The sequence below is a fragment of the Bacillus sp. DU-106 genome (assembly GCF_004799705.1).
Taxonomy (GTDB): Bacteria; Bacillota; Bacilli; order Bacillales; family Bacillaceae_G; genus Bacillus_A; species Bacillus_A cereus.
Map to the genome: position 1 here is coordinate 1,709,581 of NZ_CP026607.1, position 26,534 is coordinate 1,736,114.

Sequence of the window (26,534 nt, forward strand, 5' to 3'; positions counted from 1 at the left end):
AAGTTTTTCTTTATGTAGTAATGCAAACATACTTAAGTAATATATGAGTGTATGTAAGTAATGCATTCCAATTTTGATTTGAGAAAAAATAAATAGAATGAATTTTGATTTTTTTTGAAAAAAACATATTGACAACGAAAAGAACAACGTCCTATAATACGTGTAACAAATAAAAGTTAATTAAGAATTTTCTAACTTTATATGTTGTATATGCAAAGAAGAGGAAAGTAGATGATTATGATCGTTTCAGAGAGCTACTCCAAGGCTGTGAGGGTAGTAACAATCGAATCATTGAAGATCACCTCGGAGCATCGCTTGCGAAAGGGAAACTGAGTAGAGGGCGGCGGCATCGTCTCCGGTAAAAGGACGGAGGTCTGATTGGACCTACAAAGCTTATATTTCGTGAGAAGTATAAGGAAGCTGAGTGGTAACGCGAAACTCTCGCCTCAGCAATCAAAGCTACTAAATTGTAGTAGTTGATTGCTGAGGCGAGAGTTTTTATTTTTAAAAATAGAAGAAGAGAATGCGTAGAAGAGGAGAGTAAATGATAAAGATTGTTTCAGAGAGCTGCCCCGAGGCTGTGAGGGTGGTAACAATTTACTCATTGAAAATCACCTTGGAGCACTACTTTTGAAAACTAGTAAAAAGTAGCGGGGTTGTTCCCGATAGAAAAACAAAAGTCTAATTGGACTTGCAGAGCTTATATTTCGTGAGAAGTATAAGGAAGCTGAGTGGTACCACGATTCCCTCGTCTCAGCAATGGATTGCTACAAGTATGTAAGTAATCGATTGTTGAGACGAGTATATTTTTAAGGTTTATATACTGAATATTCTGTTAAAAATACTCATCTCAGCAATCGATGTAGAAATAGATTGCAAAAAATAGAGAAAAAAAGAGGAGCGATGTGAGATGGGAAACCAGTACATTTACATGAATGGGGAATTTGTAGAAAAAGAAAAGGCAGTTGTTTCAGTATATGATCACGGTTTTTTATACGGAGACGGTGTATTTGAAGGGATTCGTAGTTACGGAGGAAATGTATTTTGTTTAAAAGAACATGTGAAACGATTGTATGAATCAGCGAAATCTATTTTACTAACAATTCCAATGACGGTAGAAGAAATGGAAGAAGCAGTTTTACATACACTCCAAAAAAACGAATATACTGATGCTTACATTCGCTTAATTGTCTCAAGAGGAAAAGGTGACTTAGGGCTCGATCCGAGAAGTTGTGTGAAGCCGAGCGTAATTATCATTGCAGAACAATTAAAGTTATTCCCACAAGAATTTTATGATAATGGGCTAAGCGTTGTATCTGTTGCATCAAGACGTAATACGCCAGATGCGTTAGATCCACGTATTAAGTCAATGAATTATTTAAATAACGTACTTGTAAAAATTGAAGCAGCACAAGCAGGAGTGTTAGAGGCTCTTATGTTAAATCAACAAGGATATGTTTGTGAAGGTTCTGGTGATAATGTTTTCGTTGTGAAAGATGGAAAAGTATTAACCCCGCCATCCTATTTAGGAGCATTAGAAGGTATTACGAGAAATAGTGTTATCGAGCTATGTGAGCGACTGAGTATTCCGTGTGAGGAAAGACCGTTCACTCGCCATGATGTATATGTAGCGGATGAAGTATTTTTAACAGGAACAGCAGCGGAGTTAATTCCAGTTGTAAAAGTTGATTCCAGAGAAATTGGAGATGGGAAACCAGGAAGTGTAACGAAACAATTGACCGAAGAATTTAAAAAATTAACGAGAGAAAGAGGAGTACGTGTTCCCGGGCTGACGGAAAGCTTAGCATAAATAAGGAGAGGAGTTAATGGAAATGAAGCAGCAGTATACAGCGTATGAGAAGTTACAGTATGAAGAAATGACAGGCGCTGGGCACGTGATTCAATGTTTGAAGAAATTGGGTGTAACGACCGTTTTCGGCTATCCAGGCGGAGCGATTTTACCAGTATACGATGCGTTATACGAAAGTGGTTTGAAACATGTTTTAACTCGTCATGAGCAAGCTGCCATTCATGCGGCTGAAGGATATGCGAGGGCTTCTGGAAAGGTCGGGGTAGTCTTTGCTACCTCTGGCCCAGGGGCGACAAATTTAGTTACGGGCTTAGCAGACGCTTATATGGATTCGATTCCTTTAGTTGTCATTACCGGGCAAGTTGCAACGCCTTTAATTGGTAAAGATGGATTTCAAGAAGCGGATGTTGTCGGAATTACAGTACCTGTTACGAAGCATAATTACCAGGTTCGTGATGTGAATCATGTATCACGAATTGTGCAAGAAGCTTTTTACATCGCCAAAAGCGGGCGCCCGGGACCAGTATTAATTGATATTCCAAAAGATGTTCAAAATGCAAAAGTCACCAGTTTCTTTAATGAAGAAGTTGATATTCCGGGGTATAAACCAGAATTTGTACCAGACAGCATGAAACTTAGAGAGGTGGCTAAAGCAATTTCAAAATCTAAGCGTCCACTTCTTTATATTGGAGGAGGTGTCATTCATTCAGGTGGATCCGATGAACTCTTCGAATTCGCAAGGGAGAACCGTATTCCAGTCGTTTCAACTTTAATGGGACTTGGTGCATATCCACCGGATGATTCATTGTTTCTAGGGATGCTTGGTATGCATGGGACATACGCTGCTAATATGGCGGTAACAGAATGTGATTTACTACTTGCATTAGGTGTTCGCTTCGATGATCGTGTAACAGGAAAATTAGAACTTTTTTCTCCAAACTCGAAAAAAGTACATATTGATATTGATTCTTCTGAGTTTCATAAAAATGTAACTGTAAAACATCCGATTGTTGGTGATGTAAAAAAAGCGTTACACATGCTGTTACATATGTCTATTTATACACAAACAGACGAATGGCTTCAGAAAGTAAAGACATGGAAAGAAGAATATCCACTTTCTTATAAGCAAAAAGAATCTGAGTTAAAACCACAGCATGTGATCAACTTAGTAAGTGAATTAACGAATGGTGAAGCGATTGTCACAACAGAAGTAGGTCAGCATCAAATGTGGGCTGCTCACTTCTATAAAGCAAGAAAACCTCGGACGTTCCTTACCTCTGGAGGATTAGGAACGATGGGGTTTGGTTTTCCAGCAGCAATTGGTGCTCAGCTAGCTAAAAAAGAAGAACTTGTCATTTGTATTGCAGGTGACGCTTCTTTTCAAATGAACATTCAAGAACTACAAACAATTGCTGAAAATAACATCCCTGTAAAAGTATTTATCATAAATAACAAATTTTTAGGGATGGTAAGGCAATGGCAAGAAATGTTTTATGAAAATCGTTTATCAGAATCAAAAATTGGATCACCAGATTTTGTGAAAGTAGCAGAAGCTTATGGAGTAAAGGGATTAAGAGCAACAAATTCAACCGAGGCAAAACAAGTGATGTTAGAAGCATTTGCTTATGAAGGTCCTGTCGTAGTTGATTTTTGTGTAGAAGAAGGTGAAAACGTATTTCCGATGGTTCCGCCAAACAAAGGGAATAACGAAATGATTATGAAGAGGTGGGAAGAATGAGTCATACTTTTTCACTCGTTATTCATAACGAGCCAAGCGTCTTATTACGTATAAGTGGGATTTTTGCTCGGCGTGGTTATTATATTTCTTCTTTACATTTAAAAGAAAGAGATACTAGTGGTGTTTCTGAAATGAAACTCACAGCAGTTTGTACTGAAAATGAAGCGACATTACTTGTTAGTCAGTTGAAAAAATTAATTGATGTTCTGCAAGTAAATAAATTATAAGGAGTGTATGGAATATGAAAACATATTATGAAAAAGATGCAAATGTAGAGTTATTACAAGGAAAAACTGTTGCAGTAGTTGGTTATGGATCACAAGGTCATGCGCAAGCACAAAATTTACGTGATTCTGGTGTAGAGGTTGTAGTTGGTGTTCGTCCTGGTAAGTCGTATGAAGTAGCGAAAGCGGATGGATTTGAAGTAATGTCTGTTTCAGAAGCGGTTCGAACCGCACAAGTTGTACAAATGTTATTGCCAGATGAACAGCAAGCTCATGTGTATAAAGCAGAGGTAGAAGAGAATCTTCGTGAAGGACAAATGTTACTTTTCTCACATGGATTTAACATTCACTTCGGACAAATTAATCCGCCAAGTTACGTAGATGTAGCGATGGTCGCGCCAAAAAGTCCAGGTCATCTCGTTCGCCGTGTATTTCAAGAAGGAAATGGTGTTCCAGCATTAGTCGCAGTGCATCAAGATGCGACGGGAACAGCGCTACATGTAGCACTGGCGTATGCAAAAGGTGTAGGGTGTACACGTGCGGGGGTAATTGAAACGACATTCCAAGAAGAAACCGAAACGGATTTATTCGGTGAGCAAGCTGTACTTTGCGGCGGGGTAACTGCACTTGTGAAGGCCGGGTTCGAAACGTTAACGGAAGGTGGATATCGTCCTGAAATTGCATACTTTGAATGTTTGCATGAATTAAAGCTAATTGTTGACTTAATGTACGAAGGTGGATTAACGACTATGCGCCATTCTATTTCAGATACGGCAGAGTTTGGAGATTATGTAACAGGATCGAGAATTGTTACAGATGAAACGAAGAAGGAAATGAAGCGTGTTCTGACAGAAATTCAGCAAGGTGAATTTGCGAAGAAATGGATTTTAGAAAATCAAGCAGGGCGTCCGACGTATAACGCAATGAAAAAAGCAGAACAAAATCATCAATTAGAAAAAGTGGGAGCAGAGCTTCGTGAAATGATGAGCTGGATTCATGCACCGAAAGAATTAGTAAAGAAATAGAGTAAGAGAGTATAAATGAAAAATATGTAAGAGGGGATTTGACAAGATGAGAAGTGACATGATTAAAAAAGGTTTTGATAAAGCACCGCACCGTAGTTTATTAAAAGCAACTGGTTTGAAAGATGAAGATTTTGATAAACCTTTCATAGCGATTTGTAATTCTTTTATTGAAATTATTCCAGGGCATAAACACTTGAACGAGTTTGGGAAACTTGTAAAAGAGGCAGTTCGCGCGGCAGGTATGGTACCATTCGAATTCAATACAATTGGAGTTGACGATGGTATTGCGATGGGACATATCGGTATGCGTTATTCTCTTCCGAGTCGTGAAATTATTGCAGATTCAGTAGAAACGGTTGTAAATGCACACTGGTTTGACGGCATGATTTGTATCCCAAACTGTGACAAAATTACACCAGGTATGATGATGGCTGCACTACGTATTAATATTCCGACTGTGTTTGTTTCAGGCGGCCCGATGGCGGCTGGAAAAACGTCAAAAGGAGAAGTTGTTGATTTAAGCTCTGTTTTTGAAGGGGTAGGAGCTTATCAATCTGGGAAAATTTCAGAAGAAGAATTAAAAGATATTGAAGATCATGGCTGTCCATCTTGTGGCTCTTGTTCGGGTATGTTTACCGCGAACTCTATGAATTGTTTATGTGAAGTATTAGGTTTAGCTCTTCCTGGTAACGGGAGTATTTTAGCAATTGATCCAAGACGTGAAGAGTTAATTAAACAAGCAGCAGAGAAATTGAAAATTTTAATTGAAAGAGATATTAAGCCGCGTGATATTGTAACAGAAGAAGCAATTGACGATGCTTTTGCACTTGATATGGCGATGGGTGGATCAACGAATACAGTATTACATACGCTAGCACTCGCACAAGAGGCAGGACTAGATTATGATATGAACCGTATTGATGCAGTTTCAAGACGTGTACCTCATTTATGTAAAGTAAGTCCAGCCTCAAATTGGCATATGGAAGATATTGATCGTGCGGGCGGGATTAGTGCAATTTTGAAAGAGATGAGCCGGAAAGAAGGAGTACTTCATCTTGATCGAATAACTGCTACTGGGCAAACATTAAGAGAAAATATCGCTGAGGCAGAGATTAAAGATAAGGAGGTTATTCACTCTCTCGAAAACCCTCATAGTGAAGAGGGGGGCTTACGTATATTAAAAGGAAATCTTGCTAAAGATGGAGCGGTTATTAAAAGCGGTGCAACAGAGGTAAAGCGTTTTGAAGGGCCTTGCGTTATTTTTAATTCACAAGATGAGGCACTTGCGGGCATTATGCTTGGGAAAGTGAAAAAAGGAGATGTAGTTGTCATTCGTTATGAAGGACCAAGAGGTGGCCCTGGTATGCCAGAAATGTTAGCCCCAACATCAGCAATTGCTGGAATGGGATTAGGTGCTGAGGTTGCATTATTAACAGATGGACGTTTTTCTGGAGCTTCACGTGGAATTTCAGTAGGACATATTTCACCAGAAGCAGCAGCGGGCGGGATGATTGCACTTCTTGAACAAGGGGATATTGTATGTATTGATGTTGAAGAACGCTTGCTAGAAGTAAGGGTGAGTGATGAGGAATTAGAAAAGCGTAAAAAAGAATGGAAACGACCAGAACCAAAAGTGAAAACTGGCTGGCTTGGACGTTATGCACAAATGGTAACATCGGCGAATACAGGGGCTGTTCTGAAAATCCCACATTTTGATTGAGCCAATTTAAAAGAGATAAGGATGATATATAATGGTGCAAAAGGTAAAGGAGAGAGTGAAAATTGAAGATATCTTAATGGCCCATAATTGCATGAAAGATATCGTTATTAAAACACCGTTACAACGTGATACAGTTTTATCTGAGAAATATGATTGTGACGTTTATGTAAAACGAGAAGACTTACAATTAATTCGCTCTTTCAAAATTCGTGGTGCATACAATTTGATTCAAAGTTTACCGAAAGAAAAGTTACAAAACGGTGTTGTTTGTGCAAGTGCTGGTAATCATGCGCAAGGAGTTGCTTACACGTGTAATTTATTGAAGATTCCGTCAAAAATATTTATGCCCACAACAACACCGAAACAAAAAGTATCACAAGTACAATTTTTCGGTGGTGATTTCGCAGAGATTGTATTAGTTGGTGATACATTCGATAGCTCTTTCCAAGAAGCACAGTGTTATTGTGAAGAAAATAGAATGACATTTGTTCATCCGTTTGATGATCCGTATGTAGTTGCTGGTCAAGGGACAGTGGCAGTTGAAATTATGCATGATATGGAGAAACCGGTTGATTATATCTTTACAGCAATCGGTGGTGGTGGATTAGCATCAGGAGTTGGTACATATGTAAAAGGTGTTAGTCCTACTACAAAGGTTATTGGTGTAGAGCCAATGGGAGCTGCATCTATGAAAGAGGCTTTTCTTCAAAATGAAAATGTAGCATTGGAGAAAATAGATAGCTTTGTTGATGGGGCAGCTGTTAAAAAAGTAGGAAAGTTAACATTTGAAACTTGTAAAGATGTAATTGACGATATTATTTTAGTACCAGAGGGGAAAGTTTGTACGACGATTTTAGAACTGTATAAGAAAAATGCGATTGTAGCTGAACCGGCTGGTGCACTCTCTATTGCAGCGCTTGATTTATATAGAGATGAAATAAAAGGTAAAACAGTTGTATGTACGCTAAGTGGTGGAAATAATGATATTGATAGAATGCAAGAAATGAAAGAGCGTTCGCTCATTTATGAAGGACTGAAACATTACTTTATCATTGAATTTCCGCAACGTTCAGGTGCGCTAAGAGAATTTCTTGATAAAGGATTAGGACCAGAAGATGACATTACGCGCTTTGAGTATATTAAGAAACATAATAAAGAAAATGGTCCAGCATTAGTCGGAGTAGAATTAAAACATAAAGGAGATTATGAGCAATTAATTACTCGCTTTAAAGAAAATAATATTCAATTTATGGAGCTTAATAAAAACCCTGTTTTGTTTGATTTGCTTATTTAATAGAAGGGAAGAGTTAGCATCTAAATAAAAAAGATAGATACAAGCGATTGAATATAGTGCTTGTTCTATCTTTTTTATAGTTAAACTAGGTACTCATTAAATTCAAGAAGAATAAAGCTAGCTAACCAAAAGAGTATCGCAATACGAATGATTACATACATTGTAAATTCAAAAGGAGTAAGATTTCTCTCTCGCTTTATTTTTTAAATAGTCTCACAGAATAAAAGGAACATAAAAGTAGAACTGCTATAGACATTTTATAAACGTTTTCTAACAAACTTACATTTTCTAATAAGTCTTTCAGCATGTTTATCACCTATTCTGTAAAGTATATTACAGAGAAATAGATCTTGAGCTGTCTAGTTTCGTTTGTTTTTTATTTTCCCTGTATCATCAATTTCTACATCAGTTGAAATTGTTTGTAAATATTGAAGAGCTTTTTTCTTTTCTCCTTCATTTACAGGGGAAACTTGGTTGTTGCGAATGATATAAGGATTGAATGACATTTGGACATCCTTTCCTTTAAAAGTTAAAGTTAATACGCCAGTTTCAGCGCTTTTCCCATTCACATAACTCGGGAATAAAAAGTTACCTAATGAGTAAGCGATAGGAACTTTATTATAATACTCAAACCCTTGTAACCAATGTGGATGGCTCCCGACAATTGCGTTAGCTCCTGCTTCAACCATTTTAGGTACATATTGCTTTTGGTATTCTACCGGACGATTTGATTTTTCAACGCCCCAATGCATATAGACGATTAAATAGTCTGCATCTTTCTTTTGTTCTTTAATTGTTTTTGTTACAAGATTTAAATCATAGCCATTCGCAACGCCAGGTTTATTCTCACCAGCTACCCAATTAGAATCAGGCATAAATCGAACGAAGGAAAGAAATTTAAACTTTTTCCCTTTTACGGTCATTTCTCGTGCTGTATATGCATCTTTCGCATTTTTTCCGGCTCCAATGTAAGGGAACTTTAATTTTTCTACGTGAGAAATCGTATCTAATAATCCATCTTGCCCATAATCAAGTGTGTGGTTATTCCCAATATTTACGATGTCATATCCAGTGTTTTTAATAGCTTGTAGTGTAGATGGATCACTTTTAATCCAAAACAGTTGCCCAGGTGCTTTCTTTTCTTTCGTTGTAAATGCCGACTCTAAATTCACAAAAGAAATATCAGCTTTTTTTATTTCTTCTTTTACATGTTGGAATGGGTAATCAGCCCCATTCTTTTCGATTATAGGACGTAATTGCCAATCAAACATTGTATCACCAGAGAAGGTGAGTGTGATTTCTTGGTCTTCTATTTTCTTTTCGCTTTTTGAAGCGGTTTTACTAGATTTGTTTTGCAAATCGGGTTTGTCTTTTGCTTTTGAAATAAAAGAGTAATTGATTAATAAAACAATCGGTGTAATGAAAAAGGCTATTAACAAAAATCGTTTTAGTAAAGTTTTCATATATACCTTCCCTTTTAATATTATCCCGCAATTAAATTAACACTGAATCTATTAAAGGTAATTAAAGTTACAAAAAATAGCGGGTTATGTAGTGGAAAACATTTGTTAATATTCTCAATATTAAGTTAACATATAGATAACCTGTAAATCAATGTATAAACCAAAATATAGAAATAAAGAATTCGAAGGGTGAAGAATGAGAAATGGTTATATTAGGAGCAGTTGTAAATGGAATTTGTATTATATTTGGTACTTTACTTGGTAAATTATTTAGTAGGATTCCAGAAAGTATGAAAGGGACGATAATGCACGCAATCGGTTTAGCGGTTACTGTGCTTGGGCTTCAAATGGCATTAAAAAGTGAAAACTTTCTTGTTGTCATACTGAGTTTAGTGATTGGTACGGTAATTGGAGAATGGTTACAATTAGAAGAAAAGTTAAAACATTTAGGGGATTGGCTAGAAAATAAAGTTGGATCGAAAGGGAAAGGTAGCATATCAGAAGGTTTTGTAACAGCTACTTTAATTTTTGCAATTGGCGCGATGGGGATACTTGGTGCACTTGACAGTGGGATTCGCGGAAATCATGATATTTTATTTACAAAGGCGATTATCGATGGATTTATTTCTATTATATTAACGACAACTCTAGGAATTGGCGTAGTATTTTCGGCGATTCCAGTTGTTTTATATGAAGGTGGTATTGCAGTTTTTGCAACACAAATTAATAGTTTTGTCCCGAAAGAATTAATGAACCAATTTATAGTGGAGATGACGGCTACGGGCGGCATTATGATATCTGCTATTGGATTGAACTTGCTTAGTATTATTAAAATCAAGGTGGCAAATTTACTTCCAGGTATATTGGTAGTGGGTGTAATTGTTTCAATTATTTATGGTTACGGTTTGTTAGTAAATTAGTAGAGGATGGAAACACATATGGAGGAATTTCAATTTACAAAACGTGTGCATAAAATATTGGAGATTGCAGCAAAAGAGAGTGAGTATAACATAATTCACCCAGTCCATCTGTTTATAGGTATGTGTAAAGAAGGTACAGGAGTTTGCGCTGAGTTATTTATGTATTTGTTTCACAAAGTCGGTCCAGATTTTTTAGAAAAACTTTCGTTACGAAAACAATTCGATTTACATAATCAAGAGTATAAAAAAATAGGGCAATATAAACTATCTTATAAGGCGATAGAAATTTTACAAATAGCGAAGAAACGTATGGAACGCTTTCAGCAAGTAGTAGTAAATGAAGGACATGTTATGTATGCATTATTTCGTGTAGATACAAATATTGGTGGATTTATACATACACAAATGCAAGAAGATATATTACGTATTACAGCTGCACCGAGAGACTTAGCGGTTGATTTAAATAGTTTTAAATCTATTTATAATACATTATTTTGTCATGTAAGAAGAGTTAGTCCTTCTGATTTTGATAAGTTATCACGATTTGTAGTGGATGAATTTGGTGAACGGTGGTTACAGTCGGTTGATTATGGATTTCGGACATATAACGAAAAGTTACCTATCTATATTGCACAGCAGGAGGAAGTAATAGTTGGTTTCGCCTGTTACGATGTAGTGAGAGGAAAGAAAGGCTTGTTTGGTCCAATGGGCATAGCGAAACAAAATCGTGTGAAAGGTGTAGGAAAAGAATTATTGCATCATTGTTTATATAATATGAAGCAAGATGGATATGAATATGCGATTATTGGACAAGCAGGTCCCATTGAGTTTTACGAGAGAAATTGTAATGCTCGTTTAATACCGATAGATAATAAGTAACCAACTTCATATAGAGGAGTTGGTTTTATTATGAAAATGATGTAGAGATGTAGTGTTTTTTACTAGAAAATAGCGGGTTTTGTAGTAAATCTTGCATATAAAGCAAATTACTAAACTTTTTACAAGAAAGGGTGTAGAATGGGTATCTAAAGAAAGAAGGTGTGAAAATGGCCAGCTGGAAACGGAATTTAATGATTTGTTGGCTAGGTTGTTTTACCACTGCAGCCGGTATGAGTTTAGTAATTCCTTTCTTATCTTTTTATATTGAGGAATTAGGAGTAACTGGCACTTCAAGCATTGCACAGTGGTCGGGACTTGCATTTGGTGTAACATTTTTAATGGGTGCGATCGTATCGCCAATATGGGGAAAGCTTGGTGATATACATGGACGGAAATTGATGCTTATTCGTGCTAGCCTCGGTATGGCGATTATTATGACGCTTATGGGGTTTGTAACGGATGTGTATCAACTAGTCGCACTAAGATTTTTAATGGGAGCAGTATCTGGTTTCCTTTCAACAGCGATGACATTTATTGCAGCAGAAACTCCGAAAGAACATTCAGGTTGGGCGATTTCCACAATTTCAACTGGTGGTGTGAGCGGTTCGTTACTTGGCCCGTTACTTGGCGGTTATTTGTCTGAGTTAATTGGAATGCGTCATGTCTTTCTTGTTACGGGAGCTTTTTTATTCCTTTCCTTTCTCATCGTTTTTTTCTTCCTGCATGAAGAAAATCACTCTGCTCAAGCAAAAAAAACACAGCCGAAAAAAGTATGGACGATGGTCCCAGCGAAGCATTTAATTATTAGTTTATTTGTAACAACATTTATTATTCAACTTGCTAATATGTCAGTTCAACCAATTGTTACATTGTACGTGAAAAATTTAGTAGGTCCTCATACTGCACATATTGAAACAATTGCGGGTGCAGTTATGTCAGCGACAGGATTAGCAGTTATTTTGGCAGCACCAAGACTAGGAAGATTATCAGATCATATCGGTCCTCAAAAAACGTTAGTTGTAGCGTTATTTGCTGCAGGAATTATTTTTATCCCGCAAGCATTTGTAACGTCAGCTTGGCAACTATTAATTCTTCGATTTTTATTAGGTATCGCACAAGCAGGATTATTACCTTCCGTACAAACTCTACTAAAACAACATACACCAACCCATGTTACGGGACGAATATTTGGATATAATCAATCATTTCAGTTTTTAGGAAATATGATTGGTCCAGTGCTCGGGGGACAAATTGCAGCGCATGCAGGTTTCCAATATGTTTTCCTCTCTACATCTTCACTATTATTTATTGCGTGTATTTGGGTTTATTTTCATAATAAGAACGAAGAGGTATCAGAGAAACGACATTTGGAAGTTAGTTAACTAAGTGAATGAAAAAGAAAAAGGATGAAGCAGCATGTGCTTCATCCTTTTCTTTAAAATCGAAGACAAAGATAACTTAATGTACCAAGCTCGTAACTACGGTGAATGACTTCACCGCTATTTTCACCACTTCCCATAGCGATAAATAAAGGAACAAAATGTTCTGCTCTTGGTACTGCTAATTGTGCATGAGGAGCATTTTTCTCCCAATTAAACAATGCATCTTTATCGTTATTCTGCATATGTTTAATAATCCAATCATCAAATTCAATTGCCCATTTTTCAGGTGTAGTTTGATTCCATTTCAGTGCTCGTAAATTATGAACGGTAACGCCACTCCCGATTACTAAAATATCTTCTTGTCCGAGTCCTTTAAGTGCTTCTCCAATTTCAAATTGTTCTTTTGCAGAAAGGAATGGATTGACTGATATTTGCACGACAGGAATATTTGCTTCTGGATACATGCGGTGCAGGAGTGTCCATGAACCATGATCTAAACCTCTCGTCATATTATGATGGACTGAAATACCTTTGTTCTTAAATTTTGTTTCTAAAATAGATGCAATATGAGAAGAGCCTTTCGCACGATATTTGATTTCGTATAACTCAGGGGGAAAACCTCCAAAATCATAAATTGTTTCATACTCGTTATCTGATGAGGAAATCGTTAATACTTCACTTTCCCAATGAGCAGTGAAAATAACAATTGCTTTCGGTTTATATGTTTCTCCAAGTGTTTTTAAAAATCGTGTATAGTCTGTATCTTGAATAGCGAGCATAGGCGAACCATGTGCTAAAAATAATGATGGCATCATAATAGTAGGAACCTCCTAAAAATTATATAGTTACTTTATGTAAGTAACTATATAATTTTATTTTGAATTCGTCAAGAAATTAGTTTAAAAGCAAGTCTGAAAAATACATCATTTGTCATAATGAAAGCAATTACATATAATATAAAATAAGAAAAGTGAATGGATATTCATTTTCTTAAAGCTATACATAATAGAGTTGGGGGCTGACGAAATGAATGTACAGGAAAGTTTCGTTACGGCATTGGATGGATCGGAAATTTATTTGCGTAAGTGGTTACCAGAAGGAGATCCGAGAGGAATTATTCAAATTGCACATGGCATGACAGAGCATGCAGGGGTGTATACAGAATTTGTAGATGCTTTATTGGAAGCAGGGTATGGTGTTTATGCGCATGATCATAAAGGACATGGGAAAACAGTAAAAAAAGAAGAAGATTATGGTCATTTTGAACCAAATATAGGGTGGAATCAAGTTGTATCGGATGTTATCTTTGTTTCAGAAAAGATAAAAGAAGAGCAGTCAAGTCCTTTGTTTTTACTTGGACATAGTATGGGTTCTTTTTTATCAAGACGTGCTGTACAACTTAGAGGCGAATTATATGATGGATTTCTGATTTCAGGAACAGGTGGAAATCCAGGGCTTTTAGGAGCTATTGGTCATAAAGTAGCAACAATCGAAATGAAATTGCGTGGGGCAAAAACGAAAAGTCCAATGTTAAACTTTTTATCTTTCGGAAACTTCAATTCGAACTTTAAGCCAAATCGTACAAAATTTGATTGGTTATCTTCAGATAATAATCAAGTTGATAAATATATTGCGGATCCGTTATGTGGTTTCATTTGTACGACGAGTTTTTACCGAGAATTATTTTCTGGTGTATTAGAAGTAAATAAACTAGAAGAATACAAGAAGACGCCAAAGAATCTTCCGATACATATATTCTCTGGTGATCGTGATCCTGTTGGCGATATGGGGAAAGGTGTAAAAGAAGTATATGAAAACTATAAAAAATGTGGTGTGAAAGACGTGACACTACGTTTATATGAAAATGGTAGACATGAAATGTTTCATGAAGTAAATAAGGATGAAGTATTTAAAGATTTAATTTCGTGGTTAGATGCGCATAATAAATGAGAAAGATAATCCCAAACTGTTTGTAGTTTGGGATTATTTATTATACAGAAATAGGGGCAATAAATTCTTAAATTCACTTTACTTAATAAAAAATAAAAAAATATTGTATGAGAGGAAACCTCACTTTTCTGAAGTGAGGTTTTTTGTAGTAACGAAGTAATAGTGAATAAAACTAATTTTAAAAGTAATTTAAAATTAAACTTTTTATAAAGCAACAGATGCTCGTTCATAATAGTAGTATAATAGTGAATGAGGTGTTAATAGAATGGAAGACAGAACGTTAGGTTTATTACTAGATGTTGTTGGGGAACTATTTTCAGATGAAATTTCAATTGCTGTTTCGAATACGAAAGAATATATTTACTATCGGCCAAGTAAACGAATTGATTTAAAGATTAGTGTCGGGGATCCTATAAAGGAAGGAACGATTGCTCATAAAGCGATGGTGATGAATCAAAAAACCTCTGAGTTTATGAATCGGGATGTTTTTGGTATTCCTTATCATGGAATGGCTGTACCATTTTCAAACAATGGAAAGCTTGAAGGGTGCGTGACGGCAATTTATCCAGCTTTAACGGATGGAAAGTCAGTTGTTACTTTAAAAACAACAGACGGCTGGATTCCGGTTCCTTTTTCAAAGGTTATGTATTTAGAGGCTAAAGATAAAAAGACGTATGTGAATTCAGAAGAGTTATCAGGAACACATAAATACTCTCTGCAAGAATTCGAATACTTGCTTCCGAAAGATTCATTTATTAGATGTCACCGTTCGTTTATTGTAAATGTTAATCATATTAAAGCAATTTATCCTGATACCCATTCTACTTTTGTACTTTCGATGGATAATGGTGAGAGAGTACCAGTTAGTCAATCATACGCTAGTTATTTCCGTAAACTTCTAGGATTCTAAATTTTTCTGCTTTAGAACCTAGATTTGCTGTTCTGTCTGAATTTTCGGCATTGTATACTAAAATCCCTATTTTGATAGTGTTAATATGTAAAATAATTATGAATATTCAATGAGAGAGGGATTACATATGGAGAACAATTTAGATAGAATCAGAGATCAACGTCTAAAAGATCGGGTAGTTACACCTGAAGAAGCTGCTTCCTGGATTCAAAGTGGAATGACTTTAGGCTTAAGTGGGTTTACACGTGCAGGTGATGTAAAAGCAGTCCCATTTGCGCTTGTAAACCGAGTTAAGAATGATGAATCTTTTAAAGTAAATGTTTATACTGGGGCTTCTTTAGGATCGGATGTAGACAAATTATTTGCTGAGGCAGGAATTTTAGGGAAAAGATTACCTTTCCAAGCTGACGCTACTATGCGAAAAGGAATTAATAACGGAGACTTTTTATTTGTGGATCAACACTTGTCTCATACAGCAGAGTTACTCCGTGCTGACGTTCTGGATATAGATTTCGCTATTTTGGAAGCGGTTGCGATTACAGAGGACGGAATGATTATTCCAACCACTTCAATTGGAAATTCCTTAGCGTTTTCCTTAAATGCTAAGTCTATTATTATTGAAATGAATATGGCTCAATCCGCGCAATTAGAGGGGCTACATGATCTATATGAACCAGGTAAACAAGGGGAGAGGCTTCCAATTCCGCTTGCGAAAACAGATGACCGAATTGGAACAATCGGTATTCCAATTGATCCTGAAAAAGTAAAGGGAATTGTGTTTACGAATCAATTGGATTCGCCATCGACAATTGTTCCTCCGGATGAAGAAACTGTTATTATGGCACAGCATTTAATAGAATTCCTTCGAGAAGAAGTCAAAGTAGGCCGATTAACAAATCGTTTAGCGCCGTTACAATCAGGAATTGGTTCAGTGGCTAACGCCGTATTGCATGGAATGTTAGATTCAGAATTTGAAGATTTAGAAGTATATTCCGAGGTTTTACAAGATGCAGTTTTTGATCTTATGGATGCTGGAAAAGTCAATTTTGCTTCTTGTTGTTCTATCACGCTTTCTGAAGAGAAAATGCAACAAGTATTTTCTAACTTTGAAAAATATCGTGACAAATTAATGATGCGTCCACAAGAGATTTCCAATCATCCTGAAATCATTCGTCGCCTTGGATTAATCTCAATTAATACTGCATTAGAATTAGATATATACGGAAATGTTAACTCTACTCACGTTTTAGGTACAAAAATGATGAATGGTATTGGTGGGTCTGGTGATTTTGCAAGAAATGCTCGCCTAGCTATCTTTGTTACTAAATCAATTGCGAAAGGTGGTAACATTTCAAGTATCGTTCCTTTCGTTTCTCATGTAGACCATACTGAACATGATGTAGATGTTATCGTCACTGAACAAGGGTATGCCGACTTAAGGGGACTTGCGCCAAGAGAAAGAGTGGAACTTATTATTGAGAATTGCACACATCCAATGTATCGTGATCAACTACGTGCTTATTACGAAGAAGCAAAAACAAGAGGTGGACAAACTCCTCATATTTTAGAAAAAGCTTTTTCTTGGCATACGAACTATGCTAAAAATGGAACAATGCTTGAAGCGGTAGTAGAAACTGTATAGGTTTGTATCGTACGAAATAGTAAAACGAATGAGTGAGCTTGAAGATTAAATTTTAGAAAAAGAGAACGCCAACTTTTAGGGATGGCGTTCTTTTTCTTTAAAAAAATTGTTGAAAATCGTACTGATTATAATAAAGATTTATAAAATTAATTTCTAATTTATGGAAATTAAAGGTTTTTTTGAAGTGCTTTCCGAATCAATTTAGTAGTGTACATATTGAAAGTGAGGAAAAAGAATCATGAAGATAAGAGAAGTATTATTAAGTGAAGCAAATGAATTAAGTGAACTCGCACTACATTCAAAAGCAACGTGGAATTATAGTGAAGAATTCATACTTGCTTGTAAGGAAGATTTAACAATTACGGAAGAGTACATAAAAAATAATTTTGTATATGTTTTAGTAAACGATAATGCGAAGATTGGTTTTTTCTCATTTTTACGTAATGATAAAGCTCTCGATTTCTTGTACATTCATCCTCATTACAAAGGAAAAGGTTACGGGAAAATACTTTGGGAGTATGTAATAGAAAAAGCCAATGAACTAGGATTAAAAAGTTTTACAATTGATAGTGATCCGAATGCAAAAGGATATTACTTGAAAATGGGAGCACAGTTAATAGGAGAGACACCATCAACTGTCTTTAAGGGTCGTTTACTGCCTCTTTTGAAATATGATGTGTAAAACTATTAATAGTAGGGGAAGATTAGAATGGATGATGTAAAGAAAAAGCAAATATATGAGGCGTTAATAAGATCTTGGTCAATAGAAACAAGTTCAAAGTGGACAATTGAAAATCCAGCAAAGGGACAGTGTGGTGTAACGGCTCTAGTCGTTCAAGATATATGTGGAGGGAAAATTAAAAAGACAAAAATAGGGTGCGTGTGGCATTTTTATAACTTTATAGATGGGCAGAGATTTGATTTTACAGAGACTCAATTCAATGGGAAATTGAATTATATGGATGAAAAGTCAAATTGGGAAGAAGCATTTGCAGATACAAATGAAAAACAATATAGCATTTTGAAGGGAAAAATAACGAAAGAATTAAACTTATCTTTTGACTCTTAATCTTTAATAAGTTACTATAATGGTGGTAACTTATTAAAGGGAACTTCATAGAGTTGAAAGGGGAAATACTTTTGAAAACAACTTATGTAAACGCTACAATTGTAACGATGAATGAACAAAACGAAGTGATAGAAAATGGATATATCATTGTAGAAAATGATCAAATTATAGATGTAAAGAGCGGAGAATTTGCAAATGATTTTAAAGTAGATGAAGTAATTGACATGAAAGGAAAGTGGGTTTTACCAGGGCTTGTAAATACACATACACACGTTGTAATGAGTCTCCTAAGAGGTATTGGCGATGATATGTTATTACAGCCGTGGCTTGAGACGAGAATTTGGCCACTGGAAAGTCAATTTACTCCCCAAATTGCGGTCGCTAGTACGGAATTAGGATTACTTGAGATGGTGAAAAGTGGTACAACATCATTCTCTGACATGTTTAATCCAATTGGAGTAGATCAAGACGCAATTATGGAAACGGTATCAAGGAGCGGGATGCGAGCTGCTGTTTCAAGGACTTTATTTAGCTTCGGAACGAAAGACGATGAAAAGAAAGCGATTGAAGAAGCTGAGAAATATGTGAAGCGTTACTATAACGAAAGTGGCATGTTAACTACGATGGTTGCACCACATAGTCCATATACATGTAGTACAGAATTGTTAGAAGAGTGCGCACGGATTGCAGTAGAGAATCAAACGATGGTTCATATCCATCTTTCTGAAACAGAGCGTGAAGTACGTGATATTGAAGCACAATATGGAAAACGTCCAGTAGAATATGCAGCGAGCTGCGGATTGTTTAAACGCCCAACAGTTATTGCACACGGTGTAGTATTAAATGACGATGAGCGTGCATTTTTAGCAGAAAATGACGTTCGAGTAGCTCATAATCCGAATAGTAATTTAAAACTAGGTTCTGGTATAGCGAATGTAAAAGCGATGCTAGAAGCAGGAATAAAAGTAGGAATTGCAACAGATAGTGTTGCATCTAACAATAATTTAGACATGTTTGAAGAAATGCGCATAGCGACTTTATTACAAAAAGGTATTCACCAAGATGCAACAGCATTACCAGTTGAAACAGCTCTTTCTCTTGCGACAAAAGGAGCTGCGGAAGTAATCGGGATGAAACAAACAGGGTCACTAGAAGCTGGTAAGTGTGCTGATTTTATTACGATTGACCCGTCTAATAAGCCGCATTTACAACCAGCGGATGAAGTGTTATCACACCTTGTATATGCTGCTAGTGGAAAAGATATAAGCGATGTAATTATTAACGGAAAACATGTCGTTTGGAATGGCGAATGTAAAACGTTAGATGAAGAGCGTATTATATTTGAAGCAAGTCGTTATAAACGAGGTTTGCAAAGATAGATAATTATGTGGCAGTTGAAAAAGCTATCCTTTTAAAAGGATAGCTTTTTTCTTGAACGAATAAATATTCAAAAGAATGTCGCATCTTTCTGTTAGTATTTCTGCTATAATATATTACGCTTTATAATATTTTATATTTAAGGAGAACAACTCATGAAGCGAAAAAAGAGCCATTTAATGGTAATGGCACTTGTTACATCTTTATTATTAACAGCTTGTAATAATAAAGCGAATAAAAGTGATACAGAGGTTAAAAAACAAGTGTTAAATGTAACAGTATCAGAAGAAATTCCTTCTCTGGACACTGCGAAAACAATGGATGGTACATCAGCCCACGTTATGCAGAATATATTTGAGGGGTTATATGTATTAAATGATCAAGATCAGCCTATTCCAGCAGTAGCAAGATCGTTTAAAAGAAGTGAAGATGGTAAGAAATATACATTTGATTTGCGTAAAGATGCAAAATGGTCAAATGGAGACAGTGTGACAGCAAATGATTTTATATTTGCATGGAAACGTGCAATTAATCCTGAAACGGCATCTCAATATGCATACATGCTCTTTTATGTGAAAAATGCGAAAGAGATTAATAAGGGAACAATGCCTCTTGATGCACTTGGGGTTAAAGCAATAAATAATTATACGTTAGAAGTTGAACTCGAACAGCCAGTTCCGTATTTTTTACAGTTGTTAGCACTACCTATATACTTACCACAGCATGAATCATTTTTGAACGAACAAGGAAACAATTATGCATTGGAACCTAGTAATCTCATATATAACGGTCCATTTGTATTAGAAAAATGGAAGCATGAACAAGAGTTTCAATTAAAGAAGAATGCTACATATTGGGATCGAAAGAAAGTGAAATTAGACGAAATAAACTTTCATATCGTAAAGGATACAATGACAGCTGTAAATTTATATGAAGCCGGAGATTTAGATCGAGTACCTATTAATTCGCAAGTTGTAGACAAGTATAAAGGGAATAAGGAATTACATATGTCGAGTGATCCTGGAATTGCTATGCTTCGTTTTAATGAAAAAAATAACGCGTTAGCAAATAAAAAGGTGCGTCAATCTATTTCATTAGCGTTAAATAAAGATGATTTCGTTGCTCACTTTATTAATAACGGAGCAAAACCTGCAAGTGGACTTGTACCAGTTGGTCATGTAAATGAAGTGACTGGTAAAGATTTTAGAAAAGAAAATGGAGATATTTCCTCATATGATTTGCAAAATGCGAAAAAACTTTGGGAAGAAGCGAAAAAAGAGCTTGGGGTAGAACAAGTAAACCTAGAGTTCTTAACGTTCGAACAAGATAACGCAATACGTATGGCAGAATATATAAAAGGTGATTTAGAGAAGAATTTGCAAGGGTTAACGATACAAATTAAACAACAGCCATTTAAGCAAAAATTACAGTTAGAACAAATAGGTGATTACGATATAACTATGGCAAATTGGGGACCTGACTATAAAGACCCAATTAGTTATTTAGAGTTATTTACGACAGGGAATCCGAATAATAAAATGAATTATTCTAATGTTCGTTACGATGAATTAATAAAGAAAGCGAAAACGGATTTTGTACTAGATACGGAAAATCGATGGAAAGCGTTGCGAGAAGCCGAGCAGGTATTATTAGAAGATGCTGCGGTGGCGCCGCTTTATCATATTGGCTCAGCATATGTACAAAAGGATTATGTAAAAGGAATTGAAAAGCATCAATTTGGTGGTATTTATACTTATAAGAATGCTTATATTGCTAATGAATAAATACAAAAAACCTTACTTTTTAAAAGTAAGGTTTTTTACACATGAATTCTATTAAACCGATTTTAATAAAGCGTAAAAATTCGTATCATATGGGATATCATCTTGATACATATAATTTTTTAGAACTCCTTCTTTTTCAAAACCTAGTTTTAATAGCACTTTATTGGAAGCTTCATTTTCAAGAAATACAATTGCCCCAATCCGCTTTAAATGAATCGTATGGAAACCGTATGATATAACCTCAGAAACAGCTTCAGTCGCATATCCTTTTCCCCAGTGTTCAGGCAAAAAGGCATAACTTATATTGGCTCGTTTATGCTCAGAAGACCAATCGTGAAAACCAATGGTACCGATGAGTTCTTTCTTGTCTTTTAATTCGATTCCCCATTTTATACCGTTTCTTGCATTGTAACTCAACTTAAAGTTATGAATGATTTGTTTCACTTGATCAACATCTTGTAACGGTTTTTGGCCATAATAGCGCAGTACATTAGTATTAGAAAAGCATTGTAGTATACGCGGTGCATCTTCTTCGGTAAGTTCTCTTAAAATAAGTCTTTCAGTTTTTAATAAAGGAAACATATTTTCGCTCCTTTTCACATGAAAATAGAATGTATTTGTTATTATATAATTTAATCTGAAAATAAAGATTATTCAAGGTGTAAGGAAGTTATTGGCTGGAAATAGATTATAAAATTTATTTTAAAAAGACTTTATAGGATTAATACAAATAATGAAAAAAAGGGTACTCCAAATTAAAATTGGAATACCCTTTTCTCATTACCCTACAAATGTTTGATACAGTAAGAAGATATTTAAAACGATAACGAGTGCTGCAATTATCCAAGCGATAAATGTTGTTATACGGTGGTTAACGAGTGCACCCATAATCTTTTTGTTACTTGTAAACATAATAAGTGGCACTAGTGCAAATGCAATACCGAATGATAAGACGACTTGGCTCATGACTAGAGCGTAAGTTGGATTTACACCTAAAGCGATAATAACTAATGGTGGAATCATTGTAATAAATCGGCGTAAGTATAACGGAATATGCATGCGAATGAAACCTTGCATAATAATATCACCCGACATTGTACCGACAGAAGAGCTAGATAGTCCTGCTGATAAGAGCCCAATTCCAAACAAAGCAGCTGATACAGGACCTACTAAGTTGGTAAATTGAGTGTAAGCAACATCTAAATCTTCAACGTGCAAGCCGTTTTTAAAGAATAGTGCAGCAGCAACAATTAACATACTTGCATTAATTGCTCCAGCAATAACCATTGCAATAATAATATCGATAAATTCGAAACGAAAAATCTTTTTCTTTTGTTCGTCAGTTGTTCCGACCACACGGCGTTGTGTTAATGCAGAATGCAAGTATATTGCATGCGGCATAACTGTCGCACCTAAAATCCCTGCTGCAAGTAATATACTGTCTACACCTTGGAATTTTGGAATAAATAGTCCTGAAAGAAGGGGACTTAATTCTGGTTTTGCATAAAAAACTTGAATCCCAAAAGCAATTACTACAATGAAAATCATTCCTGTAATAATAGCTTCTAGTGGACGAAATCCTCTACGTTGAAATTCAAGGATAATAAATGATCCGGCTGCTGTAATTAAAGCGGCAGGTAGCATCGGGATTCCAAATAGTAAGTAAAGCCCCAATGCAGCTCCAATAAATTCCGCTAAATCTGTAGCCATAATAACTAGTTCACCTTGTATCCATAAACCGATAGACACAGGCTTTGGAAAGTTTTCACGAGCTATTTCGGGTAAATTGTTTCCTGTAGCAATTCCTAATTTAGCTGATAAAGTTTGGATTAATACAGCCATTAAGTTAGAGGCGAGTATAACCCATAATAGTAAATATCCATATTGTGAACCAGCTGCGATATTTGTAGCAAAGTTGCCAGGATCAATATAAGCAACGGACGCTATAAAAGCGGGTCCTAAAAATGGTAACAGTCTTTTCCAGCCTTTTGTTTCTCCACTTAAAGCTAAGTGAGCTGATTGTACGGTTGTACTTTCAGAAGGGAGATGTTCATCTTTTGTTATATCTTTATTCATAGTAGTTTTCCCCTTTAAAATGTTAACTTGATGAAATTATTGTATTTATTCTTACTCATTATTTCAATACATTTAAATATGTTATATGATAATTTCATTTGAACACGAAAGTTTCCTTAATGCAAATTATATGCCTTTATGCAATGGATGGTGTGATAACGTAAAATGAATTGGGAGTTTATGGTGTGATGACGTGGGGAAACATAATAAATTAAAGGGGCAATTTTGAAATTTATGTGAACATAAAGCCGATAATCCAGCATATTAATTGATGGAATTGCATTTGTATGATATATAATATATTGGGATTACAACATAACCATAGTGTTTTGATGTGTAATCTTGTTTTTTATTTTTGTTAACTGATAGAAAATAGTATAAAGAAAAGAAAATGGGATTCATTTTCTTATTATATATGTTTTGATATGAACGTTAACTTATACATGATTTTAAAAATTAGATAGGTGGTAGAAATACATTGGCAACTACAAAACCATACAGAGTATTACTATATTACATGTACACAACAATTGAAAACCCAGAAGAATTCGCGGCAGAGCATTTAGAATTTTGTAATTCACTTGAATTAAAAGGAAGAATTCTTGTAGCGAAAGAAGGTATTAACGGAACTTGTTCTGGAACTGTAGAACAAACAGAGAAATACATGGAAGCAATGAACAATGATCCACGTTTTGACGGTATCGTATTTAAAATAGATGAAGCTGATGGTCATGCATTCAAGAAAATGCACGTGCGTCCTCGTCCAGAGTTAGTTACACTTCGTCTAGAAGATGACATTAACCCACACGAAATAACTGGGAAGTATTTAGAGCCAAAAGATTTTTATGAAGCAATGAAACAAGAAGATACAGTTATCATTGATGCACGAAATGATTATGAGTTTGATTTAGGTCACTTCAAAGGTGCGATTAAACCTGATATCGAATCATTCCGTGAATTACCAGATTGGATTCGTGAAAATAAAGAAGTACTTGAAGGTAAAAAGATTTTAACTTATTGTACAGGCGGAATTCGTTGTGAGAAGTTTTCTGGTTGGTTAGTTCGTGAAGGCTATGAAGATGTAAGTCAGCTTCACGGCGGAATTGTAACGTACGGAAAAGACCCAGAGGTACAAGGTGAGCTTTGGGATGGACAATGTTACGTGTTCGATGAGCGTATTGCTGTACCAGTAAACCAAAAAGAACATGTTATCGTTGGTAAAGACCACTTTACAGGTGAACCTTGTGAGCGCTATGTAAACTGTTCAAATCCAGAATGTAATAAGAAAATTTTATGTTCTGAAGAAAACGAAGCGAAATATTTACGTGCATGTTCTCATGAATGTCGTGTAAGTCCACGTAACCGCTACGTAATACAACATGAATTAACGGAAGAGCAAGTAGCTGCTGCATTAGAGCAAATCGAAGCAGGGAAGTAAACTGAATTCGTATAATAAAAGGGGTACTCCAAGTTTTATTTTGGAGCACCCTTTTTTTATTATCCGGTCCTGTCATTTGTCGGTAAGTCGATATATTAAAAAAATCGCTGATATATTTCGAGTTGCGCCGATATAATCGGAAAATCGCTCATAAAAATTTCACTTACTGCAGCGCACCAAGAATTTGAAAATAACCTTTTTTAATTTTTATCTTCTTTCTCTTTAACGGCAGAAAGTACAGTTTGTTTTACCCAAGCTTTTCTTCGTTTATGTTGTAGACCCCATTGGTATAAACTTTGGGCTCCTAAAATAAGTGAAATGACAATGCCGCTAATCGCAATTAATAGAGCGAAAAATTCAAGAGGTGACGATATTTTGTTTGAATCGGTGTTTCTTAAAAGGTCAATCATAGTAAACCCTAACATTTGGCCCACTACAGAGTAGAGCGTTAAAATTAACAATAAGAGGCTATCTTTTTTAGAGGCGACATTTTCTTGATATTTAAACAAACTATCAAGATTTTGTTTCGCGTTCGAGTATAGAACCTCAATATTAAAAAGTTTTCTTAAACGAAAGAAAATATCTTCACTTTGTGATTGGGATACTAATTCTAAAGAAAAATAATTAGCAGTGAACGAATTGATCGAATAAATTAATTTCTCTATTTCATTAGTATCTTGTTCAATGTTTAGCTCAGCATAGGCGTTAGCCATTTTTAATAAAACAATTTTATGGAATAGGTTTAATAATAAAGCGTAATAAAATTCTCCGTACATTTGACTAGCAAGTTTAGCGATTTTACGTTCTCCTTCATTTGTTACACATGTAAAAATATGTTCTTCCATTATGAAATAACGATTTGGAGCCCATCTCTGGTAAGCGTGTTTTTTTAAATAGTCATGAATGTAAGGAAGGTTATTTGCGCTCACATATGGCTTACCATCACTTGTTAATCCGGAAAGACTAGAAGTACGATAAACATCCACTTCATTAAGCTCCATACCTTCTTTTAGTGACAATAAAGTTTGGACGTACATTCTTTGGTCTTCGAAGAAAGGGAAGGTTTGAAAGTATGAACTTCTTAATCTCTTCTTTTCAAAGAAATCAGTTACGCCATGAAATAAATAACCAAAAATGAATTTTTCAACTTGGGAATACTTTTTTCCGTTACATTCAATACAAATAGTTTCATTTGTATCATTTTTAGTTTCAAGTACACGGAAGCGAGCAGCGAATTCGATTGCTTCAGATAAAGTCATGTTTGGAGCAGTGTTTACTTCTGTTCGAATTGTTAAGAAGCCAAGTTCATAAGGACAAAGTGTTACATCAATAGAGTGTATCTTGAATGGGATTGAAATACGGTTTGTTGTTAAATGTCCAGTTAAGTTAAGGTCCTTTGAATAACGTTGCAAGCCCTTTTGATGCTCTGAGTGAGGAAAGAGAATTTTATTTGTAAATGAAAGATAGTATGCTTCCATATTTTGATGTGAAACTTTAAACTCCCCATAATATGTATTTTCATCATCGAGATGATCGAGCCGAAAAGGACGAAAATCGTTTTTTTGTAAGAAAGGGAACATCTCTTGTTCATATCCAGCTTTAAACGAAAACGGGAATATAAATTGAAATATAGCTGTTGCTACACCTTTTTCCTCAATTGATTGTATTGCCTCCATCTACATTGTGTCCTTTCCATATATGCTATAGAAACAACATGCCCAAATTTATTTGAAAATAACCACTCTTTTATACTCAATTGAGAGTGAAAATTCAGCTTATTTAGCAGAGGACATGTATAATGTTATGTATACTAAAAGTTATAAAATTTTATTT

Annotated in this window: 22 protein-coding genes, 1 pseudogene and 1 other annotated feature; of the genes and pseudogenes, 17 read left to right on the forward strand and 6 right to left on the reverse strand. The window is 35.5% G+C overall.

The features are described from left to right. Positions 1-519: 519 nt before the first annotated feature. Positions 520-759, forward strand: a binding site (T-box leader). Positions 760-910: 151 nt separating this feature from the next. The 6 genes from ilvE to ilvA are packed head-to-tail and all read left to right on the forward strand — an operon-like array spanning position 911 to position 7,811. Beyond that, positions 911-1,810 carry a branched-chain-amino-acid transaminase gene (gene ilvE, locus C3Y97_RS08900; protein WP_000528161.1) on the forward strand — a complete coding sequence of 300 codons (900 nt, stop codon included), beginning with the start codon at positions 911-913 and terminating at the stop codon, positions 1,808-1,810. A gap of 22 nt (positions 1,811-1,832) precedes the next feature. Beyond that, positions 1,833-3,548, forward strand: coding sequence for an acetolactate synthase large subunit (ilvB, locus tag C3Y97_RS08905; RefSeq protein ID WP_136363733.1), 1,716 nt, complete (start codon positions 1,833-1,835; stop codon positions 3,546-3,548). After that, a complete protein-coding gene (locus C3Y97_RS08910) occupies positions 3,545-3,775 on the forward strand; it encodes an ACT domain-containing protein (RefSeq protein ID WP_000019909.1) in 231 nt (76 codons plus the stop codon). Before ilvB ends, C3Y97_RS08910 begins: the two co-directional genes overlap by 4 nt. A 14-nt stretch (positions 3,776-3,789) precedes the next feature. After that, positions 3,790-4,797 (forward strand): ketol-acid reductoisomerase, encoded by a 1,008-nt coding sequence (gene ilvC / locus C3Y97_RS08915; RefSeq protein ID WP_000861143.1) that lies wholly within the window; start codon positions 3,790-3,792, stop codon positions 4,795-4,797. A gap of 46 nt (positions 4,798-4,843) precedes the next feature. Continuing rightward, positions 4,844-6,517, forward strand: a complete 1,674-nt coding sequence (gene ilvD, locus C3Y97_RS08920) for a dihydroxy-acid dehydratase (RefSeq protein WP_001255814.1) — start codon at positions 4,844-4,846, stop codon at positions 6,515-6,517. A gap of 31 nt (positions 6,518-6,548) precedes the next feature. Next, on the forward strand, positions 6,549-7,811 hold the full coding sequence (ilvA, locus tag C3Y97_RS08925) for a threonine ammonia-lyase IlvA (RefSeq protein ID WP_000250328.1): 1,263 nt from the start codon (positions 6,549-6,551) through the stop codon (positions 7,809-7,811). 80 nt (positions 7,812-7,891) lie between these two features. Here ilvA and C3Y97_RS08930 read toward each other — a convergent pair. Continuing rightward, a pseudogene (locus C3Y97_RS08930) lies at positions 7,892-8,118 on the reverse strand (hypothetical protein). Between the two features lie 52 nt (positions 8,119-8,170). Next, on the reverse strand, positions 8,171-9,274 hold the full coding sequence (locus C3Y97_RS08935) for a CapA family protein (RefSeq protein WP_000854536.1): 1,104 nt from the start codon (positions 9,272-9,274) through the stop codon (positions 8,171-8,173). 203 nt (positions 9,275-9,477) lie between these two features. Here C3Y97_RS08935 and C3Y97_RS08940 point away from each other — a divergent pair, with 203 nt between their 5' ends. The 3 genes from C3Y97_RS08940 (at position 9,478) to C3Y97_RS08950 (ending at position 12,455) form a co-directional block, all read left to right on the forward strand. Next, entirely contained in the window at positions 9,478-10,194 is a 717-nt protein-coding gene (locus C3Y97_RS08940) for a DUF554 domain-containing protein (RefSeq protein WP_000236030.1), read from the forward strand. Between the two features lie 18 nt (positions 10,195-10,212). Continuing rightward, positions 10,213-11,073, forward strand: a complete 861-nt coding sequence (locus C3Y97_RS08945) for a GNAT family N-acetyltransferase (RefSeq protein WP_000390854.1) — start codon at positions 10,213-10,215, stop codon at positions 11,071-11,073. Between the two features lie 167 nt (positions 11,074-11,240). Further along, positions 11,241-12,455 (forward strand): multidrug efflux MFS transporter, encoded by a 1,215-nt coding sequence (locus C3Y97_RS08950; protein WP_000179303.1) that lies wholly within the window; start codon positions 11,241-11,243, stop codon positions 12,453-12,455. 53 nt (positions 12,456-12,508) lie between these two features. On the opposite strand, the gene C3Y97_RS08955 is transcribed toward C3Y97_RS08950, so the two are convergent. Then, a complete protein-coding gene (locus C3Y97_RS08955; protein ID WP_000982899.1) occupies positions 12,509-13,270 on the reverse strand; it encodes a DODA-type extradiol aromatic ring-opening family dioxygenase in 762 nt (253 codons plus the stop codon). A 211-nt stretch (positions 13,271-13,481) separates the two neighbouring features. Between C3Y97_RS08955 and C3Y97_RS08960 the strand changes: the two genes are divergently transcribed. The 7 genes from C3Y97_RS08960 to C3Y97_RS08990 all read left to right on the forward strand — a co-directional run bounded on the left by C3Y97_RS08960 (position 13,482) and on the right by C3Y97_RS08990 (position 21,187). Further along, positions 13,482-14,405 carry an alpha/beta hydrolase gene (locus C3Y97_RS08960; RefSeq protein WP_001102581.1) on the forward strand — a complete coding sequence of 308 codons (924 nt, stop codon included), beginning with the start codon at positions 13,482-13,484 and terminating at the stop codon, positions 14,403-14,405. Between the two features lie 265 nt (positions 14,406-14,670). Continuing rightward, entirely contained in the window at positions 14,671-15,315 is a 645-nt protein-coding gene (locus C3Y97_RS08965; RefSeq protein WP_000390211.1) for a LytTR family DNA-binding domain-containing protein, read from the forward strand. A gap of 127 nt (positions 15,316-15,442) precedes the next feature. Further along, positions 15,443-16,957, forward strand: a complete 1,515-nt coding sequence (locus C3Y97_RS08970) for a succinyl-CoA:acetate CoA-transferase ScpC (protein ID WP_086404229.1) — start codon at positions 15,443-15,445, stop codon at positions 16,955-16,957. Between the two features lie 238 nt (positions 16,958-17,195). Further along, positions 17,196-17,639, forward strand: coding sequence for a GNAT family N-acetyltransferase (locus C3Y97_RS08975; protein ID WP_000701928.1), 444 nt, complete (start codon positions 17,196-17,198; stop codon positions 17,637-17,639). A 27-nt stretch (positions 17,640-17,666) separates the two neighbouring features. Then, positions 17,667-18,026, forward strand: a complete 360-nt coding sequence (locus tag C3Y97_RS08980) for a YunG family protein (protein WP_136363280.1) — start codon at positions 17,667-17,669, stop codon at positions 18,024-18,026. A 53-nt stretch (positions 18,027-18,079) separates the two neighbouring features. Beyond that, complete coding sequence (locus C3Y97_RS08985) at positions 18,080-19,405, forward strand: bifunctional S-methyl-5'-thioadenosine deaminase/S-adenosylhomocysteine deaminase (protein ID WP_121868395.1); 1,326 nt, start codon at positions 18,080-18,082, stop codon at positions 19,403-19,405. A gap of 153 nt (positions 19,406-19,558) precedes the next feature. Next, positions 19,559-21,187 carry a peptide ABC transporter substrate-binding protein gene (locus C3Y97_RS08990; protein ID WP_000823515.1) on the forward strand — a complete coding sequence of 543 codons (1,629 nt, stop codon included), beginning with the start codon at positions 19,559-19,561 and terminating at the stop codon, positions 21,185-21,187. Between the two features lie 51 nt (positions 21,188-21,238). On the opposite strand, the gene C3Y97_RS08995 is transcribed toward C3Y97_RS08990, so the two are convergent. Both C3Y97_RS08995 and C3Y97_RS09000 read right to left on the reverse strand, forming a co-directional pair. After that, positions 21,239-21,769 (reverse strand): GNAT family N-acetyltransferase, encoded by a 531-nt coding sequence (locus tag C3Y97_RS08995; RefSeq protein ID WP_000484220.1) that lies wholly within the window; start codon positions 21,767-21,769, stop codon positions 21,239-21,241. A gap of 198 nt (positions 21,770-21,967) precedes the next feature. Beyond that, the gene (locus tag C3Y97_RS09000; protein ID WP_001030679.1) at positions 21,968-23,263 is read right to left on the reverse strand and encodes an Nramp family divalent metal transporter; all 1,296 of its coding nucleotides are present in this window, start codon (positions 23,261-23,263) and stop codon (positions 21,968-21,970) included. A gap of 478 nt (positions 23,264-23,741) precedes the next feature. On the opposite strand from C3Y97_RS09000, the gene trhO reads away from it, so the two are divergent. Continuing rightward, positions 23,742-24,701, forward strand: a complete 960-nt coding sequence (trhO, locus tag C3Y97_RS09005; RefSeq protein WP_000246231.1) for an oxygen-dependent tRNA uridine(34) hydroxylase TrhO — start codon at positions 23,742-23,744, stop codon at positions 24,699-24,701. Positions 24,702-24,901: 200 nt separating this feature from the next. Here the strand turns inward: trhO and C3Y97_RS09010 are convergent, their stop codons facing one another. Continuing rightward, the gene (locus tag C3Y97_RS09010) at positions 24,902-26,377 is read right to left on the reverse strand and encodes a hypothetical protein (RefSeq protein ID WP_000387437.1); all 1,476 of its coding nucleotides are present in this window, start codon (positions 26,375-26,377) and stop codon (positions 24,902-24,904) included. Positions 26,378-26,534 lie beyond the last annotated feature (157 nt).

Coding starts and splice junctions, on each gene's coding strand:
- C3Y97_RS08940 (WP_000236030.1), top strand. CDS start 9,478: ATGGTTATATTAGGAGCAGTTGTAAATGGAATTTGTATTATATTTGGT.
- ilvC (WP_000861143.1), top strand. CDS start 3,790: ATGAAAACATATTATGAAAAAGATGCAAATGTAGAGTTATTACAAGGA.
- C3Y97_RS09010 (WP_000387437.1), bottom strand. CDS start 26,377: ATGGAGGCAATACAATCAATTGAGGAAAAAGGTGTAGCAACAGCTATA.
- C3Y97_RS08960 (WP_001102581.1), top strand. CDS start 13,482: ATGAATGTACAGGAAAGTTTCGTTACGGCATTGGATGGATCGGAAATT.
- C3Y97_RS08910 (WP_000019909.1), top strand. CDS start 3,545: ATGAGTCATACTTTTTCACTCGTTATTCATAACGAGCCAAGCGTCTTA.
- C3Y97_RS08995 (WP_000484220.1), bottom strand. CDS start 21,769: ATGTTTCCTTTATTAAAAACTGAAAGACTTATTTTAAGAGAACTTACC.
- C3Y97_RS08955 (WP_000982899.1), bottom strand. CDS start 13,270: ATGATGCCATCATTATTTTTAGCACATGGTTCGCCTATGCTCGCTATT.
- C3Y97_RS08935 (WP_000854536.1), bottom strand. CDS start 9,274: ATGAAAACTTTACTAAAACGATTTTTGTTAATAGCCTTTTTCATTACA.
- C3Y97_RS08965 (WP_000390211.1), top strand. CDS start 14,671: ATGGAAGACAGAACGTTAGGTTTATTACTAGATGTTGTTGGGGAACTA.
- C3Y97_RS09000 (WP_001030679.1), bottom strand. CDS start 23,263: ATGAATAAAGATATAACAAAAGATGAACATCTCCCTTCTGAAAGTACA.
- C3Y97_RS08990 (WP_000823515.1), top strand. CDS start 19,559: ATGAAGCGAAAAAAGAGCCATTTAATGGTAATGGCACTTGTTACATCT.
- ilvA (WP_000250328.1), top strand. CDS start 6,549: ATGGTGCAAAAGGTAAAGGAGAGAGTGAAAATTGAAGATATCTTAATG.
- ilvE (WP_000528161.1), top strand. CDS start 911: ATGGGAAACCAGTACATTTACATGAATGGGGAATTTGTAGAAAAAGAA.
- C3Y97_RS08945 (WP_000390854.1), top strand. CDS start 10,213: ATGGAGGAATTTCAATTTACAAAACGTGTGCATAAAATATTGGAGATT.
- ilvD (WP_001255814.1), top strand. CDS start 4,844: ATGAGAAGTGACATGATTAAAAAAGGTTTTGATAAAGCACCGCACCGT.
- C3Y97_RS08970 (WP_086404229.1), top strand. CDS start 15,443: ATGGAGAACAATTTAGATAGAATCAGAGATCAACGTCTAAAAGATCGG.
- C3Y97_RS08950 (WP_000179303.1), top strand. CDS start 11,241: ATGGCCAGCTGGAAACGGAATTTAATGATTTGTTGGCTAGGTTGTTTT.
- C3Y97_RS08975 (WP_000701928.1), top strand. CDS start 17,196: ATGAAGATAAGAGAAGTATTATTAAGTGAAGCAAATGAATTAAGTGAA.
- ilvB (WP_136363733.1), top strand. CDS start 1,833: ATGAAGCAGCAGTATACAGCGTATGAGAAGTTACAGTATGAAGAAATG.
- C3Y97_RS08980 (WP_136363280.1), top strand. CDS start 17,667: ATGGATGATGTAAAGAAAAAGCAAATATATGAGGCGTTAATAAGATCT.